Genomic DNA, 16,177 nt, shown 5'->3' with positions numbered 1-16,177 from the left:
TTGGTTCTTTGTTTTCCTCTTTTTTTGGGTTTTTGCCGTGTTTTGGGACGTGGGGTTTTGGGAAACGACACACAAAACCCCTTGGGGGGGGGGGGGGGTGGGGTGGCCCGCGCCCCCCCCCCCCCCCCCCCCCCGCCCCCCGCGGTGCCGAGCACGAGGGCCACGGCCGCCGGTCCGGCGGTCACCGCGCCCGCCATCCGGTTCCGCACTCTCATACCCTGGCTCCTGTCGATCAAGGTGGGGAGTGCTCACGTCGCCTGGAGCGAAGGCCGGTCGGGTGGCCGCCGCACGACCCGTGGATGACGCGCACACGTCAGTCCGATCGGCTGTGAGCACGGCCACGTCCGCTTCGCGGAACCCGCGCCCTCATCCCCCCATCGAACGAGGAGTCGGACGTGTCAGCGGGGTGGGAGCAGCGGATGGCCAGCAGGGTTCACGGGCGCAAGCGGGGACGGGAACGGGGGCGGGAACGGGGGCGGGAGCGGAGCACATGGGGCTCCGTGCTCCTCGGCCTGCTCTGCACGCTGGTCCTCGCGGGCCTTGGGTACGCCGCCTGGGAGCTGCGCGGAATCGCCGCCAACCGCGCCGACGGGGATCGCGCCCGGGGCACCTACCAGCAGGACCCCGAACGCGCCGACAAGACCGCGGGCGCCGTGCTGGACGGGATCGTCCGGGAGGACCCGGAGGCGGCGACGGACGACAAGGCCTTCACCGGGGGCGGCGCCCCGGCGAACTGGCGGACCACCGGCTGGCAGCCCTCCGATCCGCTGGAGGCCCGGCCCGCCCCCGCCGAGCCCGCGATCGGCGCGCTCTTCTCCCCCGGCTCCGACGGCGACCCCGACCACCACTGCTCGGCCGTAGTGGTCCACTCCCCCGGCGGCGACCTCATCGCCACCGCCGCCCACTGCGTGTACGGCGGCGGCTTCCGCACCAACCTCGCCTTCGCCCCCGGCTACCGCGACGGAGTGGCCCCGTTCGGCGTCTGGGTGCCCACCCGGATCGACGTGGACCCGCGCTGGGCCGAGGACCAGGACCCCGACCACGACATCGCCTTCCTCCGGCTGCGCCGGCCCGGCTACCCCGGCCAGCGGCTGGAGGACGTCACCGGGGCCGAGACCATCGCCTTCCGGCCCGAACTGCCCGCGCCCGCCCGCCTCGTGGGCTACCCCAACTACTCCGAGCAGCCGCTGGAGTGCCGCAACACCGCCCGCTCCGCCGGCCCGACGCAGCTGCGGCTGGACTGCGCCGACGTCCCCAACGGAACCAGCGGCGGCCCGGTGCTGACCGACGGCCGCACGCTGATCGGGGTGATCGGCGGCCGCGACGGGGGCGGCGACGACGAGACCTCGTACAGCGTCTACTTCGGCGACGACACCCGCGCGCTGTACGAGCGCTCGACCAGGCCCTGACCCCTGCCGGCGTGACACATCACGAAGGATCTTTCTAGAAAGGTCTTCCAGTTCTGCGATCTTGCTACGCTCGGTGGCGCAGATTCCGGACAGCACCACGCACACCGACGGGACCGCAGCATGACTCCCAAGCAACAACGCGGCGAAGCCACCGTCGACCTGCTCCTGACCACCGCGCTGCGGGTGTTCGCCGAGTCCGGGCAGCAGGGCTTCACGGTGAACGCGGTCGTCTCGGCCAGCGGGGTCAGCCTCGGCAGCCTCTACCACCACTTCGGCAGCTTCGACGGCCTCGCGGCCGCGCTCTACATCCGGTGCATGGACATGCTGTGCGACGACATGGTCGCCGCGCTCACCCGGTGCCGCACCGCCCGCACCGGAGTGCGCTCCTGGGTCGCGGCCTATCTGGCCTTCACCCAGGAGCACCGGGACGTCGCGCTGTTCCTGCACGCCTCCGCCTACTCCGGCTACCTGGTGGCCCACGCCGAGGAGATCGGCGCGGCCAAGGCGGAGAAGTTCGCGGCCATCATGCAGTGGCTGGGGGTCCGCATGGAGCGCGGCGAGATCGCCCCGCTGCCGGCCCCCGTGATCGAGGTCCTGGTCATGGGCCCGCTCACCGAGGCCGCCCGCCGCTGGCTGTCCAGCACCTACGAGATCGACCTCACCGAAGCCGCCCGCCACCTCCCGGAGCACATCTGGCGCTCCCTGCGCCCCGAACCGGCCTGACCCTCCCGCCACGCGCCGTGGGGGGGTCTGGGTGGTTGTCCGTATCGTCGTCGCTCATGCCGCCGAGTCTCCAGGGCGGGGGGCTCCCGGGTCAGGCCCGAGCCGGGGCGCCCGGAGGCGACCCGGGGGCGGACGGACTCATACCGGGGGCGCCCGCGCGGGAGGCGTGCCGGGCAGACCCGTCAGGGGCGGAGCACGGTCCGGGTGCCCTGCGGGCGCGAGGTGACCCCGGCGGGATCAGCGCGGCAGGGAGGCGTACGAGACTCCTGTCAGCTTCTCGGAGGCCGCCCAGAGCAGTTCTCCGGACGTGTCGTCGAGGGTCCACTTCGCCCGCCAGGACGGCGCCGGCGCTCCGCGCCAGCCGAACCGCGGGCCGATGAACGCGTCCTGCCCGACCCCGGGCGCGGTCGCCGCGTAGAGGGTGGGCAGTGCGCCCGAGGAGGTGGGCTGGGCGACGACCGCGTTGCCGAGGGCCGCCACGCGCGAGTTGAGGGTCGGGCCCTCCACCTTCGAGGCTCCGGAGTGCAGGTTGCTGGAGGCGTAACCGGGGTGGGCCGCGGCGGCGGTGATCGTGGAGCCGGCGGCGGTGAAGCGGCGGGACAGCTCGTGCGTGAAGAGCAGGTTGGCGGTCTTGGAGCGGCCGTAGGCGACCCAGCGGCGGTAGCCGTGCTCGGCGGAGAGCGCGTCCAGGCCGCCGCCCTCGACGTCGATCCTCCCCAGCACGTGGAAGCCACTGGAGACGTTGACGATCCGGGCCCCGGGGGCGGCCGCCCGGAGCCTGGGCAGCAGCAGCCCGGTGAGGGCGAAGTGCCCGAGGTGGTTGACCCCGAACTGGGTCTCGAACCCGTCGGCGGTGCGCCCGTACGGGAGCGCCATCACGCCGGCGTTGTTGACCAGCAGGTCCAGGGAGGCGTGCCGCTGCCCGCAGGCGCCGGCGAACTCCCTTACGGAGGCCAGGTCGGCGAGGTCCAGCGGTATGAACTCCACCTCGGCTCCCGGCACTTCCGTGCGCAGCCGGACCAGTGCCGCCCGCCCGCGCGCCGCACTCCGGCAGGCCAGTACGACCGAGGCGCCGTGCCGCGCGAGCTCGCGGGCGGTGACGTAGCCGATCCCGCTGTTGGCCCCGGTGACGACGGCGGTCCGGCCGCTCTGGTCGGGGATCTTGCGGGCGTTCCAGCCGGGCATGGCGGCTCCCTCGTGTCGCGGTGGGTTACCGAGGTTAGACCCTGGCCTCGCGGGGGCGCCGCGAAGGTGCCGCCAAGGTGCCGCGAGCGCGTCGCGAGCGCGTCGCGAGGGCGTCGCGAGCGCGTCGCGAGGGCGTTGCGAGGGTGGGCGCGGGCCCCGGATCCGCAGGCCAGTAGGCTGCGGGTCCGCCGTCTTTCCCCTTCCCGTCCCCGAGGTACCGCGTCGTGAGCTCCGCACCGCCCCCCAGAACCGTGACGGTCGTCGGCCTCGGCGCCGACGGCTGGGCCGGGCTCACCACCGCCGCGCGGTCCGCGCTGTCCTCGGCCCAGGTCCTGATCGGCGGGCCGCGGCAACTGGACCTGCTGCCGGCCGGGGAGTGCGCCGGTGAACGGGTGCCCTGGCCGAGCCCGCTGCGGCCGGCCGTGCCGAAGCTGATGGCCGAGCACGCGGGGCGCCGGATCGCGGTGCTGGCCAGCGGCGATCCGATGTTCTACGGGATCGGCCGCGCCCTCGCCGAGGAGCTCGGGCCGCGGTCGCTGCGGGTCCACCCGCACCCGTCGTCCGTGTCGTACGCCTGCGCCCGCCTGGGCTGGCCGGTGGAGGACACCGAGGTGATCACGGTGGTCGGCCGCCCGGTGGCCCGGCTCGCGGCCGCGCTCCACGACGGGCGCCGGGTGCTGGTGCTCAGCGCCGGAGCGGCGACCCCGAACGAGATCGCTGCTCTGCTTCGAGAGCGGGGCTTCGGCCCGAGCCGGATGCGGGTGCTGGAGCAGCTCGGGTCCGAGCGCGAGGACGCGTACGAGGGCACGGCCGACGGCTGGAACCACGCGCCCGGCGACCCCCTGAACGTCGTGGCCCTCGACTGCCGCCGCGACCCGGCCCACGCCGCACCGCGCCTCGGCGCGACCCCCGGCCTGCCGGACGGCGCGTACGAACACGACGGGCAGCTCACCAAGCGCCACGTCCGGGCCGCGACCCTGTGCGCGCTGGCCCCGGCCCCCGGCGAGCTGCTGTGGGACATCGGCGGCGGCTCCGGCTCCATCGGCATCGAGTGGATGCGCACCCACCCCTCGTGCCGGGCGGTGGCGGTGGAGCGCGTACCGGAGCGGGCCGCACGGATCACCCGTAACGCGGCGGCGCTCGGCGTACCGGGCCTGCGCGTGGTCGTCTGCGCCGCGCCGCAGGCCCTCGACGGACTCCCGGCCCCCGACGCGGTGTTCATCGGCGGCGGGCTCACCGCGCCGGGCCTGCTGGACGCGGCCTGGGCCGCGCTGGCCCCCGGCGGCCGCCTCGTCGTCAACACCGTCACCCTCGAATCGGAGGCGGTCCTCACCGACCGCTACCGCCGCCACGGCGGCGAACTGGTGAAGCTCGCGGTCGCGCACGCCGTGCCGGTCGGCGGATTCACGGGCTGGCGGCAGGCGATGCCGGTCACCCAGTGGTCGGTGACGAAGCCTGCCGAGCCGGCCACCGCATCCAAGGAGAAGGATCGAACATGACCGTGTACTTCATCGGAGCGGGCCCCGGCGCCGCCGACCTGATCACGGTGCGCGGTGCCCGGACCCTGGCCGCCGCCCCGGTCTGCCTCTACGCGGGCAGCCTCGTACCGCGCGAGCTGCTCGCCGAGTGCCCGGCGGACGCCCGCCTCGTCGACACCTCGCAGCTGAACCTCGACGAGATCATCGCCGAGTGCGTACGGGCCCACGCGGCGGGCCGGGACGTGGCACGGCTGCACTCCGGCGACCCGTCGGTCTTCAGCGCCGTGGCGGAGCAGATGCGTCGGCTCGACGCGGCCGGCATCCCCTACGAGGTCGTCCCCGGCGTACCGGCCTTCGCCGCGGCGGCCGCCGCCCTCAAGCGGGAGCTGACGGTGCCCACCGTCGGCCAGACGGTGATCCTGACCCGCATCGCCCAGCAGGCCACCCCGATGCCGCCCGGCGAGGACCTGGCCACCCTGGGCCGCAGCGGCGCCCTGCTGGTCCTGCACCTGGCCACCCGCTACGTGGACCGGGTCGTCGACGAGCTGCTGCCGCACTACGGGGCCGAGTGCCCGGTGGCGGTCGTGGCGATGGCCAGCCGCCCCGACGAGCTGATCCTGCGCGGGACCCTGGCCGACATCGCCGCCCAGGTGAAGGAGGCGGGCCTGGTCCGCACCGCCGTCATCCTGGTGGGCCGCACGCTGGGGGCGGAGCAGTTCCGGGACAGTCACCTGTACTCCCCCGAGCGCGACCGCCATGTCTGCTGAACCCGGGCGCGAGCCGGACCGGCACGTCCTGATCCTCGGCGGCACCACCGAGGCCCGCCGCCTCGCGGAGGCACTGGAGCACCACCCCTCGTACCGGGTGACGACCTCGCTCGCGGGCCGGGTCGCCGCCCCCCTCCTCCCGCCGGGCGACACCCGCATCGGCGGCTTCGGCGGCATCGCCGGACTCGCGGGCTGGATCATCGGCTTCGAGGTCACGCACGTGGTCGACGCCACCCACCCGTTCGCGGAACGGATCAGCTTCAACGCCGACGAGGCGGAGGCGCTCACGGGCGTCCCGACGCTGGCGCTGCGGCGGCCCGGCTGGACCCCGGGCCCCGGCGACGACTGGCGGTTCGCCGACTCCCTGGAAGAGGCGGCCGCCGCGCTGCCCCCACTCGGCGGCCGGGCCTTCCTGACCACCGGGCGGATGGGCCTGCACACCTTCGCGCACCTGACGGACACCTGGTTCCTGGTGCGCTCGGTGGATCCGCCGGACGGTCCCGTGCCGCCCCGCCTGGAAGTGCTGCTGGACCGGGGCCCGTTCACCCTCGCCGACGAGCGCGCACTGCTCGCCCGCCACCGGATCGACGTGCTCGTCACCAAGGACAGCGGCGGCTCGGCCACCGCCCCCAAACTCACGGCCGCCCGCGAGGCGGGCATCCCGGTCCTGGTCGTGCGCCGCCCGGCGGCCCCGGAGGGCCAACCGCAGGCGACCTCGGTCCTCGAAGCGCTGCGCTGGCTCGACGCCGATCCGGCGTAGGGCTCAGGCGTCGCCCCGGAGCCGCGGACGGCCCGGGGCTGCGGTCCGGCCGGGGCTGCGGTCCGGCCCGGGGCCACGAAGGGCCGGGGGCCACGAACGGCCCGGGGCCCGGAGGCGGTTCGCACTCCGGGCCCGGTCAGAGGTACGAGGCCGCCGTCACGGGTAGCGGCGCGGGGTCCACGTGATCCGCGACCCGTCGGGCCGCTCGGTGATCTGCGTCTGCGAGGAGCCGATCAGCAGGATCGTGCGCATGTCGACCTCGGACGGCTCCAGTTCGGCGAGCGTGACGATCCGCACCGACTGCTCCGGCCCGCCCACGTCGCGCGCGACGACCACCGGGGTCTGGGGTGCGCGCAGTTCCAGCAGCAGCTCGCGCGCCTGCGCCACCTGCCATGTACGGCTGCGCGAGCCGGGGTTGTACAGGGCGAGCACCAGGTCGGCCGCGGCGGCCGCGCGCAGCCGCTCCGCGATGACCTCCCACGGCTTGAGCCGGTCCGAGAGGGAGACGGTGGCGTAGTCGTGGCCGAGCGGGGCGCCGGCCGCGGCGGCCGCCGCGTTGGCCGCGGTCACGCCCGGCAGGACCCGTACGGGCACGTCCTCGTACTCCGCCTGCCCGGCCACCTCCAGGACCGCCGTGGCCATGGCGAAGACGCCGGGGTCGCCGCCGGAGACCACGGCCACCCGCTGCCCGCGCCGGGCCAGGTCGAGAGCGAACTCGGCGCGCTCCGACTCCACCTTGTTGTCGGATCCGTGCCGGATCTGCCCCGGCTTCACCGGCACCCGGTCCAGGTACGTCGTGTAGCCGACCAGCACCTCGGCGTCGGCCAGCGCGCGCCGGGTCTGCGGGGTGAGCCACAGCGGGCCCGCCGGGCCGGTGCCGACGACCACGACCTCGCCGGGGCCGGACGGCACGCTGCCCGGGTTGCCGATCCGGCTGGGCACCACGGCGACGGCGAAGTACGGCACGCTCGCCGGATCGGTGTCGGCGAGCCGGCCGGTCCGCTCCCCCTCCATGGTGGCGCGCTCGACGTAGCGGGCCTCGGCGAGCCGGCCGCTGTTCTCCATCGCGCCCCGCACGGCGGGGAAGGTGCGGCCGAGCTTCATCACGACCGCCGAGTCGGTGGCGGCGAGACGGGCGGTGAGCTCCTCCTCGGGCAGGGTGCCGGGGAGGATGGTCAGGACCTCCTCGCCCTCCACGAGCGGGGTGCCGAGCCGGGCGGCGGCGGCGCTCACCGAGGTGACACCGGGGATGACCTCGGTCTCGTACCGGTCCGCGAGCCGCTTGTGCATGTGCATGTACGAGCTGTAGAAGAGCGGGTCGCCCTCCGCGAGCACGGCGACGGTCCGGCCGGCGTCCAGGTGCGCGGCCAGCCGGGCGGCGGCGGCCTCGTAGAACTCCTCCATCGCGCCCTGGTAGCCGCCGGGGTGGTCGGTGGTCTCGGTGGTGACCGGGTAGACCAGCGGCTCCTCGATGTGCGTCTCGCGCAGGTGCGCCGCGGCGATCGAGCGGGCGATGGAACGCCCGTGCCGGGCGCTGTGATAGGCGACGACATCGGCCTCGCCGATCACCTGGACGGCCCGCAGCGTCATCAGGTTCGGATCGCCGGGCCCGAGCCCGACCCCGTACAGGCGCCCCCGCAGGGCCTGGCCCGCGCTCATTCGGCCACGCTCGCGATGGCGTTGACGGCGGCCGCGGCGATGGCGCTGCCGCCCCGCCGGCCGCGCACGATCAGGTGGTCGAGCCCCGAGGGGTGGGCGGCGAGGGCGTCCTTGGACTCGGCGGCGCCGATGAAGCCGACGGGCACGCCGATGACGGCGGCCGGGCGCGGAGCGCCCTCCTCGATCATCTCCAACAGCCGGAACAGCGCGGTCGGGGCGTTGCCGACGGCGATCACCGAGCCCTCCAACAGGCCGCGGTCGCGCCAGACTTCGAGGGCGGCGGCGCTGCGCGTCGTGCCCATCCTCGCGGCGAGGTCCGGCACCGCCGGGTCGGAGAGGGTGCAGATCACGTCGTTGTCCGCGGGCAGCCGCTTGCGGGTGACCCCGCTGGCGACCATCTGGACGTCGCACAGGATCGGCGCGCCCGCCTCCAGAGCGGCGCGGGCGCGCAGCACCACCTCGGGGGTGTACCCGAGGTCCTGCGGGAGGTCGGTCATTCCGCAGGCGTGAATCATGCGCACCGCGACCTGGGCGACCGAGGCGGGCAGGCCGGAGAGGTCCGCCTCGGCGCGGATCGTGGCAAAGGACTGGCGGTAGATCGCGGCGCCGTCCTTCTCGTACTCGAACACGGTGTACTCGCTCATTTCTGCACTGAGTCGGGGAGGTTGTCACGTACGTGATCTGCGTGGCGGGCGTCCGCGAGGGCGGGGGCGAGCTCGCGCTCCGGTACGCCGCGTCGCGGTGCGCGGCCTTCGAGGTGGAGGTCGTATCCGGCGGGGGTGGCGACCAGGTCCACCCAGGCGGAGCCGCGCGGATGCCCGCACCGGCGCTCGCAGCCGGACCAGTGCACCGGCAGCGGCCCCCGGGCGCGTTCCATGACGGCCCGCGCGTCGGCGCGTACATCGGCCAGGGACTTCGCACAACCGGGCCTGCCCGTGCAGGCGGTGACGGACCGCCAGGGGTTGTCGGCAGCTGTGACGAGCCCCGCGTCCGCGAGGCCGGCGAGCGCGGCGGCGGCCGCGGGGCCGGGCGGATCCGGGAGGCTCGGAACCACGACCCCGCGCCAGGGAGTCAGCCGGACCCGGCCCGTGAGACCGGCGAGCCGACGCCACTGCGCGGTGCTGAGCCGCCCGAGCGGCGCGAGGACGGAAAGCGAGGCGGTGCCGTCGGGCCCGGGCACGACGCCGGGCTCGGGCGGCCGGCCGGACCGGGCGGACAGGGCGGACAGGGCGGACAGGTCCGGCGTCGCCGGGACGGCGCGGACACCGGCATCGGCCAGCCGTTCCGTCAACCGGGCACCGGACAGGGCGTGTTCGGGAGCCAGCTCGGCCACCCGCCAGACCCGGGTACCGGCCTCGCGAACGGCGTCGAGGAAGTACTCGGCGGCCACCAGCGCGGCCCGCGGCGCGTCCTGCGCGGAGACGAGCACGGCTTCCCGCGGGTCCCCCGCCCACAGCAGGGCCCTCCCACCACCGCACGGGACGAGGTTCACGTCCGCGTCGAGCGAGGTCACATCACCCCGGCCGTCGTCGAGGGCGAAGAGGAACCGCCCCGACAGCCCGGCCGCCGCCTCGCTCGCGCACAGCAGCCCGTCCAGCGCCGCCACCCAGGGGGACACGTCGGGCAGGCCCAGCAGGTCGAGGCCGGTGAGCGGCGAGCAGACGATGTTGCGGACCCGCTCGTGCGAGGGCGCGGGCAGCAGCCCGGCGGCCGCCAGCAGCTCGGCCAGTTCCCCGCCGCAGCTCTCGCCGAGGCCGCGCAGCTGCACGTTGCCGCGCGAGGTGAGGTCGAGGTGGCCGTCGCCGAGCCGGTCGGCGGCATCGGCCAGCAGCCGCGCCGCGACGCCGCCGAGCAACCCGCCGGGAATCCGCACCCGCGCCAGGAACCCGTCGTCCGCCGCGTGCAGCCGCAGCGCACCCGGGCAGGCGTCACCACGGTCCCGTATGACGGGTTCGTCCCGCGATGCGGCGGAAGGTGGCTGGGGCATGGCGGCGAGCATACCCACGATTCCCCTCCCCCGACCTGTGTCCGTCACCACCCCCACCAGCCCCGACACCATCTCAGCCCCACCGGCGTTCGAGGCGCGGGGCCCCGGGGGCAGAGCCCCCGCAACGGCGCCGCACCCACCCAGCCCTCCAACCCGCCCGCCTCCTCAGCCCCGCCGGCGTTCGAGGCGCGGTGGCCCGCCACTTCCAGCCCCGCCGGCGTTTGAGGCGCGGGGGCCCGGGGGCAGAGCCCCCGCCACGGCGCGGCACCGACCCAGCACGGCCCAAGCCCAGCGCAGCGACCCGGCAGAGCCCCCGCAACGGCGCGGCACCGACCCAGCACCGCCCAAGCCCAGCGCAGCGACCCGGCAGAGCCCCCGCAACCGCGCCGCACCCACCCAGCACCGCCCCAGCACAGCGCAGCGACCCGGCCCCGGCCACCCCGCCCGGCACAGCGACCCGCTCACCCCTAAGATGACCTTCCGGCGGACCACACGGCCCGCCGTCGCCGAGGACGGCGACATGGGAGGAAGCCCGGTGCGATTCCGGCGCGGTCCCGCCACTGTGAACCCGGCAGAGCCACACCGCCGGGCAAGTCAGGAACTCCCGCTGTCCTCACTGCCCGGGGCGCGGAAACCCCGAGGAAGGCCTGCCGCCGCATGATCCTGCTGCTGTCGACGTCCGACACCGATCTGCTCAGCGCCCGCGCAGCGAACACCGCGGACGGCCTCGTCCCGTACCGGTTCGCCAACCCCTCCCGCCTTCCCCTCGACGACCTCCCCGGGCTCCTCGACGGCGTCGACCTGGTCGTCGTACGCCTCCTCGGCGGCCTCCGCGCCTGGCAGGACGGCCTCGACCTGCTCCTCGCCCCCGGCCAGACCCGCCCGGTCGTGGTCCTGACCGGCGAACAGGCCCCGGACGCCCAGCTGATGGAGGCCTCCACGGTCCCGATCGGCATCGCGGCCGAGGCCCACGGCTACCTCGCGCACGGCGGCCCGGCCAACCTCGACCAGCTGGCCCGGTTCCTCTCCGACACGGTCCTGCTCACCGGCCACGGCTTCGAGCCGCCCGCCGCCGCCCCCACCTGGGGCCCCCTGGAGCGCGACGCGCGGCAGACCGCGGAGGCGGCCCACGGGGCGGCCCCGAAGGTCGCCGTGCTCTACTACCGCGCCCACCAGATGAGCGGCAACACCGCCTTCGTCCACACCCTCTGCGAGGCCATCGAGGCGAAGGGCGCCCAGCCCCTCCCCCTCTACGTCTCCTCCCTGCGCACGCCCGAGCCGGAGCTCCTCCAGGCCCTGGAGTCCGTGGACGCGATCATCACCACCGTCCTCGCGGCCGGCGGCACCCGCCCCGCGACCGCGTCCGCCGGCGGTGACGACGAGTCCTGGGACGCCGGCGCCCTCGCCGCGCTCGGCGTGCCGATCCTCCAGGCCCTGTGCCTGACCGGTTCGCGTTCCGCCTGGGAGGAGAACGACGAGGGCCTGTCCCCGCTCGACGCCGCCACCCAGGTCGCCGTGCCGGAGTTCGACGGCCGTCTGATCACCGTCCCGTTCTCCTTCAAGGAGCTCGACGAGGACGGCCTGCCCGCCTACGTGGCCGACCCCGAGCGGGCCGCCCGGGTCGCGGGGATCGCCGTGCGCCACGCCCGTCTGCGCCACATCGACCGCCGCGACAAGAAGGTCGCGCTGGTCCTGTCCGCGTACCCGACGAAGCACTCCCGCATCGGCAACGCGGTCGGTCTCGACACCCCGGCCAGCGCCGTCGAGCTGCTGCGCACGCTGATCGCCGGCGGCTACGACTTCGGCCCCACCCAGGACATCCCGGGTCTGGTGTCCGGCGACGGCGACGAGCTGATCCGCGCCCTGATCGAGGCCGGCGGCCACGACCAGGACTGGCTGACCGAGGAGCAGCTGGCCCGCAACCCGGTCCGCATCCCGGCCGCCGACTACCGGCGCTGGTTCGCCGAGCTGCCGGCCGAGCTCCGCGAGAGCGTCGAGCAGCACTGGGGCGAGGCCCCGGGCAACATGTTCGTGGACCGCTCGGCGAACCCCGAGGGCGACATCGTCCTGGCGGCCCTGCGCCGCGGGAACCTCCTCATCCTCATCCAGCCGCCGCGCGGCTTCGGCGAGAACCCGATCGCGATCTACCACGATCCGGACCTGCCGCCCTCGCACCACTACCTGGCCGCGTACCGCTGGATCCAGGCGCGCGCGGAGGACGGCGGCTTCGGCGCCGACGCGATGATCCACCTGGGCAAGCACGGCAACCTGGAGTGGCTGCCGGGCAAGAACGCCGGCCTCTCCGCGGCCTGCGCGCCGGACGCCGCCCTCGGCGACCTCCCGCTCATCTACCCCTTCCTGGTCAACGACCCGGGCGAGGGCACCCAGGCCAAGCGCCGCGTGCACGCGACGCTGGTCGACCACCTCGTCCCGCCGATGGCCCGGGCCGAGTCCTACGGCGACATCGCCCGCCTCGAACAGCACCTGGACGAGTACGCCCAGATCTCCGCGATGGACCCGGCGAAGCTGCCGGCGATCCGCGCCCAGATCTGGACCCTGATCCAGGCGGCGAAGCTCCACCACGACCTGGGCCTCGAAGAGCGCCCGGACGACGAGGGCTTCGACGACTTCCTGCTGCACGTCGACGGCTGGCTGTGCGAGGTCAAGGACGCCCAGATCCGCGACGGCCTGCACGTGCTCGGCGGCGCCCCGACCGGTGAGGCCCGGGTCAACCTGGTCCTCGCGATCCTGCGCGCCCGTCAGATCTGGGGCGGTACGACGGCCCTCCCGGGCCTGCGCGAGGCGCTCGGCCTCGACGAGTCGAAGGCCACCCGTACCTCGGCGGACGCCGTCGAGGCGCAGGCCCGCGCCCTGGTCCAGGCGATGGAGGACGCGCACTGGTCCCTCGACGCCGTGTCCTCGGTGGCCGCGGACCAGTCGCCGGAGGTCGCGGCGGTCCTGTCCTTCGCGGCCCGCGAAGTGGTCCCCCGCCTGGCCGGCACCACGGACGAGATCGCGCACGTCGTCGCGGCCCTCGACGGCCGCTTCATCCCGGCGGGCCCCTCGGGCTCCCCGCTCCGCGGCCTGGTCAACGTCCTGCCGACGGGCCGCAACTTCTACTCGGTCGACCCGAAGGCCGTCCCCTCGCGCCTCGCGTGGGAGACGGGCCAGGCCCTGGCCGAGTCCCTCCTGACCCGCTACCGCACGGACAACGGCGAGTGGCCCGCCTCCGTCGGCCTGTCCCTCTGGGGCACGAGCGCGATGCGCACCTCGGGCGACGACGTGGCGGAGGCCCTGTCCCTCCTCGGCGTCCGCCCGGTCTGGGACGAGGCCTCGCGCCGCGTCACGGGCCTGGAGCCGATCCCGCTCGACGAGCTCGGCCGCCCCCGCATCGACGTGACCCTGCGCATCTCGGGCTTCTTCCGCGACGCGTTCCCGCACGTCATCGGTCTGCTGGACGACGCGGTCCGGCTCGCGGCCTCCCTGGAGGAGCCGGCGGAGTCGAACTTCATCCGCGCCCACGCCCAGGCGGACCTCGCCGTCCACGGCGACGAGCGCAAGGCCACGACCCGTATCTTCGGCTCGCGCCCGGGCACATACGGAGCCGGCATCCTCCAGCTGATCGACTCCCGCGACTGGCGTACGGACGCCGACCTCGCGGAGGTCTACACGGTGTGGGGCGGCTACGCGTACGGCCGCGGCCTGGAGGGCCGTCCGGCGCGGGACGAGATGGAGACGGCCTACAAGCGCATCACGGTCGCCGCCAAGAACACGGACACGCGCGAGCACGACATCGCGGACTCGGACGACTACTTCCAGTACCACGGCGGCATGGTGGCCACGGTCCGCGCCCTGCGCGGCACGGCCCCGGAGGCGTACATCGGCGACTCCACGCGTCCCGAGACCGTGAAGACCCGCACCCTGGTCGAGGAGACCAGCCGGGTCTTCCGCGCCCGCGTGGTCAACCCCAAGTGGATCGAGGCGATGCGCCGCCACGGCTACAAGGGCGCATTCGAGCTCGCCGCGACGGTCGACTACCTGTTCGGCTACGACGCCACGACGGGCGTGGTGGCGGACTGGATGTACGACAAGCTCACCGAGACGTACGTCCTGGACCCGACGAACCGGGCCTTCCTGGAGGAGGCCAACCCCTGGGCCCTGCACGGCATCGCGGAGCGCCTCCTCGAAGCCGAGTCCCGCGGCATGTGGGAGAAGCCGGACCCCGGGATCCTCGAAGCCCTCCGCCAGGTCTACCTGGACACCGAGGGCAACCTCGAGGGCGAAGGCGAGTAGGACGCGGAAAGAGGCCGTCCTCCCCGCCCCGGAAGGGGTGGGGAGGACGGCCTCTCGCGTCGGCCCGGCTACAGCCCGGCTAGGCCTTGACGGTCTGGTTCAGCGCGACGAGCGCCTGCGCCCACCGCACGTACTTCAGCTGCCCGAAGTCGGCGACGGTCTTGACCCCGAACGCCTCGTGCAGCAGCTCGCCGTCCTTGTCGCTGACGCCCTTGAGCGCGGCGACGGGAGCCGCGAGCACCTCGGCGAGCGGCTTGTCGGCCCACGCCTTGTCGAGCACCTTGTCCAGATCAATAGCCACGAGTGTCCCTCCCGGAACGCCGAAACCAGTACCCTGACGAACCTAACCGAACAGGACATTCCCCCCAAGCTCCGACACCCCCACCACCCCCGTTCGACGACGTCCACCCAGGCATCCACAGGGGAACCACCCACCCCCGCCCGGCCGCGCCTCCGGGGAGCACCACGACACTCTCGAAACAGGAGTACACCCAGTCGCCGTCCCGGCTCTCGGGGAGCGCCACCTCGCCCCCCTCAGAAGCCAGCCCGGCCCGTCGCACCCGACGAACCGCACCGCCATCGAGCGCCTCCCCCGGGCGTGACCGACCACGGGAAGCATCGCTCTGAGCTCAACACCGGCCCGCCCGCCCCCTTGCTCGACTCCACCTCGAGCCGAGGCCGGGTTTCCTCCCGCTCCGGCCCCCAGGACGTCCGAAAGGCCTGAAGCTGCAGGCCCGCGGTCACGTCACACAGGAGCACCGCCTCGCCGTACTCCACCCCGGAGCCAAAACGATTCAGCTCCACCTTCCATACACCCCGACCCGGCACCCTCAACCCCCCGGAATCGACCAGCTCCAGCCCCTCCCACCCCGCCTCACCCACTTCATGCTCCACCTACGCCGCACCATCGCCGCAGTAGCAGGCATCCCCCAACGCCTGCTCCCCGAGTACGTCCGGGTCTCCTACGCCAAGGTCGCCGAGTACCAGCGACGCGGGCTGATCCACTTCCACGCCGCGAGCCGCCTCGACGGCCCCAAAGGCGGCTACACCCCACCGCCCAGTTGAGCCACGCCCGAGATGCTGGCCGACGCCATCCATAAAGCCGCCACCCTCGCCTGCATCGACGGGCCGGACATCGAGCGACGCACCTACTCCTTCGCCCTCGACAACCAGATCGACACCAAGATCATCCGGTCTTCGGCGTTCCAGGCAGGCACCACGATCACCGAGGGCAAGGTCGCCGGCTACGTCTCGAAGTACGCCACCAAAGGCACGAAGGCGCGACCGACACCCTCGACCACCGCATCAAGCTGATCGCCGAGCTCGGCCACGAAGACATCCCCGACCACGCCGCACGCATGGCCCGCACCTTGAACTCATCGTGATCAAGGAACTCCTCGGCCACGCCCACATCGGCGTCACCGCCACCGTCTACGCCCACGTCCGGCTCCGCCTCCAGCACGATGCCATCGACCTCCTCGGCCGCGCCCTCGACCACCCCTGACACACGGCACGGCAACGGCGGCGAACACCCCTGGTGTTCGCCGCCGTTGCCGTCAACTACTGCCGTCAGACACCACTGAAGCCCCATCAGTCACACCGATGGGGCTTCAGATTTGCTGTCATAACCAAGTGGAGCCGCTAGGTGTCAGCCCTACGCGTCGCCCATCAACCCGTCAGCAATGCGACGAGCCGTGTCATCCGCGACTTCCCTCCACACCACCAAGCCCATGGAATCAAATTCCTCCAAGAGTGCCTGTCGAATCTCTTCCATCGAGCGTCCACCATGGGTCCGACGGACATTCGCAACAGCGCGTTCAAATTTCTTCAAGTGCTCTTGAACGCTCGGAATGTCCTTGTCGTACTCTGCGGGATCCACCACTCGCACGTCACCGCCAATCATTCTCGCGGCCATC

13 protein-coding genes, 2 pseudogenes and 1 riboswitch are annotated in these 16,177 nt (G+C 73.8%); of the genes and pseudogenes, 8 read left to right on the top strand and 7 right to left on the bottom strand.

Going from position 1 to position 16,177, the window contains the following annotated elements; genetic code table 11:
• The first annotated feature begins 419 nt into the window (after window positions 1–419).
• Both ACZ4VT_RS06755 and ACZ4VT_RS06750 read left to right on the top strand, forming a co-directional pair.
• A complete protein-coding gene (locus ACZ4VT_RS06755) occupies window positions 420–1,409 on the top strand; it encodes a trypsin-like serine peptidase (protein WP_467947243.1) in 990 nt (329 codons plus the stop codon).
• Window positions 1,410–1,529: 120 nt separating this feature from the next.
• A complete protein-coding gene (locus ACZ4VT_RS06750) occupies window positions 1,530–2,132 on the top strand; it encodes a TetR/AcrR family transcriptional regulator (RefSeq protein WP_362807598.1) in 603 nt (200 codons plus the stop codon).
• A 237-nt stretch (window positions 2,133–2,369) separates the two neighbouring features.
• Here the strand turns inward: ACZ4VT_RS06750 and ACZ4VT_RS06745 are convergent, their stop codons facing one another.
• Window positions 2,370–3,317 carry an oxidoreductase gene (locus ACZ4VT_RS06745; RefSeq protein ID WP_467947241.1) on the bottom strand — a complete coding sequence of 316 codons (948 nt, stop codon included), beginning with the start codon at window positions 3,315–3,317 and terminating at the stop codon, window positions 2,370–2,372.
• A 224-nt stretch (window positions 3,318–3,541) separates the two neighbouring features.
• Between ACZ4VT_RS06745 and cbiE the strand changes: the two genes are divergently transcribed.
• Genes cbiE through ACZ4VT_RS06730 form a run of 3 tightly spaced genes read left to right on the top strand, consistent with a single transcriptional unit; the run spans window position 3,542 to window position 6,322 of the window.
• Entirely contained in the window at window positions 3,542–4,816 is a 1,275-nt protein-coding gene (gene cbiE, locus ACZ4VT_RS06740; protein ID WP_467947239.1) for a precorrin-6y C5,15-methyltransferase (decarboxylating) subunit CbiE, read from the top strand.
• On the top strand, window positions 4,813–5,562 hold the full coding sequence (gene cobM / locus ACZ4VT_RS06735; protein ID WP_467947237.1) for a precorrin-4 C(11)-methyltransferase: 750 nt from the start codon (window positions 4,813–4,815) through the stop codon (window positions 5,560–5,562). The genes cbiE and cobM overlap by 4 nt, the downstream gene beginning before the upstream one ends.
• A complete protein-coding gene (locus ACZ4VT_RS06730) occupies window positions 5,552–6,322 on the top strand; it encodes a cobalt-precorrin-6A reductase (RefSeq protein ID WP_467947235.1) in 771 nt (256 codons plus the stop codon). Before cobM ends, ACZ4VT_RS06730 begins: the two co-directional genes overlap by 11 nt.
• 156 nt (window positions 6,323–6,478) lie before the next feature.
• Here the strand turns inward: ACZ4VT_RS06730 and ACZ4VT_RS06725 are convergent, their stop codons facing one another.
• The 3 genes from ACZ4VT_RS06725 to cobG are packed head-to-tail and all read right to left on the bottom strand — an operon-like array spanning window position 6,479 to window position 9,980.
• Complete coding sequence (locus ACZ4VT_RS06725; RefSeq protein ID WP_467947234.1) at window positions 6,479–7,981, bottom strand: precorrin-2 C(20)-methyltransferase; 1,503 nt, start codon at window positions 7,979–7,981, stop codon at window positions 6,479–6,481.
• On the bottom strand, window positions 7,978–8,625 hold the full coding sequence (locus tag ACZ4VT_RS06720) for a precorrin-8X methylmutase (RefSeq protein WP_467947232.1): 648 nt from the start codon (window positions 8,623–8,625) through the stop codon (window positions 7,978–7,980). Before ACZ4VT_RS06720 ends, ACZ4VT_RS06725 begins: the two co-directional genes overlap by 4 nt.
• Complete coding sequence (cobG, locus tag ACZ4VT_RS06715) at window positions 8,622–9,980, bottom strand: precorrin-3B synthase (protein WP_467947547.1); 1,359 nt, start codon at window positions 9,978–9,980, stop codon at window positions 8,622–8,624. Before cobG ends, ACZ4VT_RS06720 begins: the two co-directional genes overlap by 4 nt.
• Window positions 9,981–10,471: 491 nt before the next feature.
• Window positions 10,472–10,572: riboswitch (cobalamin riboswitch) on the top strand.
• A 53-nt stretch (window positions 10,573–10,625) separates the two neighbouring features.
• Here cobG and cobN point away from each other — a divergent pair.
• On the top strand, window positions 10,626–14,261 hold the full coding sequence (gene cobN, locus ACZ4VT_RS06710; protein ID WP_467947230.1) for a cobaltochelatase subunit CobN: 3,636 nt from the start codon (window positions 10,626–10,628) through the stop codon (window positions 14,259–14,261).
• Between the two features lie 79 nt (window positions 14,262–14,340).
• On the opposite strand, the gene ACZ4VT_RS06705 is transcribed toward cobN, so the two are convergent.
• Entirely contained in the window at window positions 14,341–14,562 is a 222-nt protein-coding gene (locus ACZ4VT_RS06705; protein ID WP_319725881.1) for a hypothetical protein, read from the bottom strand.
• 42 nt (window positions 14,563–14,604) lie between these two features.
• Window positions 14,605–14,967: a DUF3710 domain-containing protein gene (locus ACZ4VT_RS06700; RefSeq protein ID WP_467947545.1), complete on the bottom strand. Its 363-nt coding sequence runs from the start codon at window positions 14,965–14,967 to the stop codon at window positions 14,605–14,607.
• A gap of 179 nt (window positions 14,968–15,146) precedes the next feature.
• Here ACZ4VT_RS06700 and ACZ4VT_RS06695 point away from each other — a divergent pair.
• Together ACZ4VT_RS06695 and ACZ4VT_RS06690 are read left to right on the top strand one after the other, a co-directional pair.
• Window positions 15,147–15,575, top strand: a pseudogene (locus tag ACZ4VT_RS06695) (replication initiator).
• Between the two features lie 55 nt (window positions 15,576–15,630).
• Window positions 15,631–15,765, top strand: a pseudogene (locus tag ACZ4VT_RS06690) (site-specific integrase); the annotation flags it as partial.
• Between the two features lie 150 nt (window positions 15,766–15,915).
• On the opposite strand, the gene ACZ4VT_RS06685 reads toward ACZ4VT_RS06690, so the two are convergent.
• Window positions 15,916–16,176 (bottom strand): hypothetical protein, encoded by a 261-nt coding sequence (locus tag ACZ4VT_RS06685; RefSeq protein WP_467947228.1) that lies wholly within the window; start codon window positions 16,174–16,176, stop codon window positions 15,916–15,918.
• Between the last annotated feature and the right edge of the window lies 1 nt (window position 16,177).

The organism is Streptomyces sp. NPDC029164, from assembly GCF_055563995.1.
Note: the sequence above shows the minus strand (reverse complement) of the source record. Positions and strands in the feature narration are given on the sequence as shown.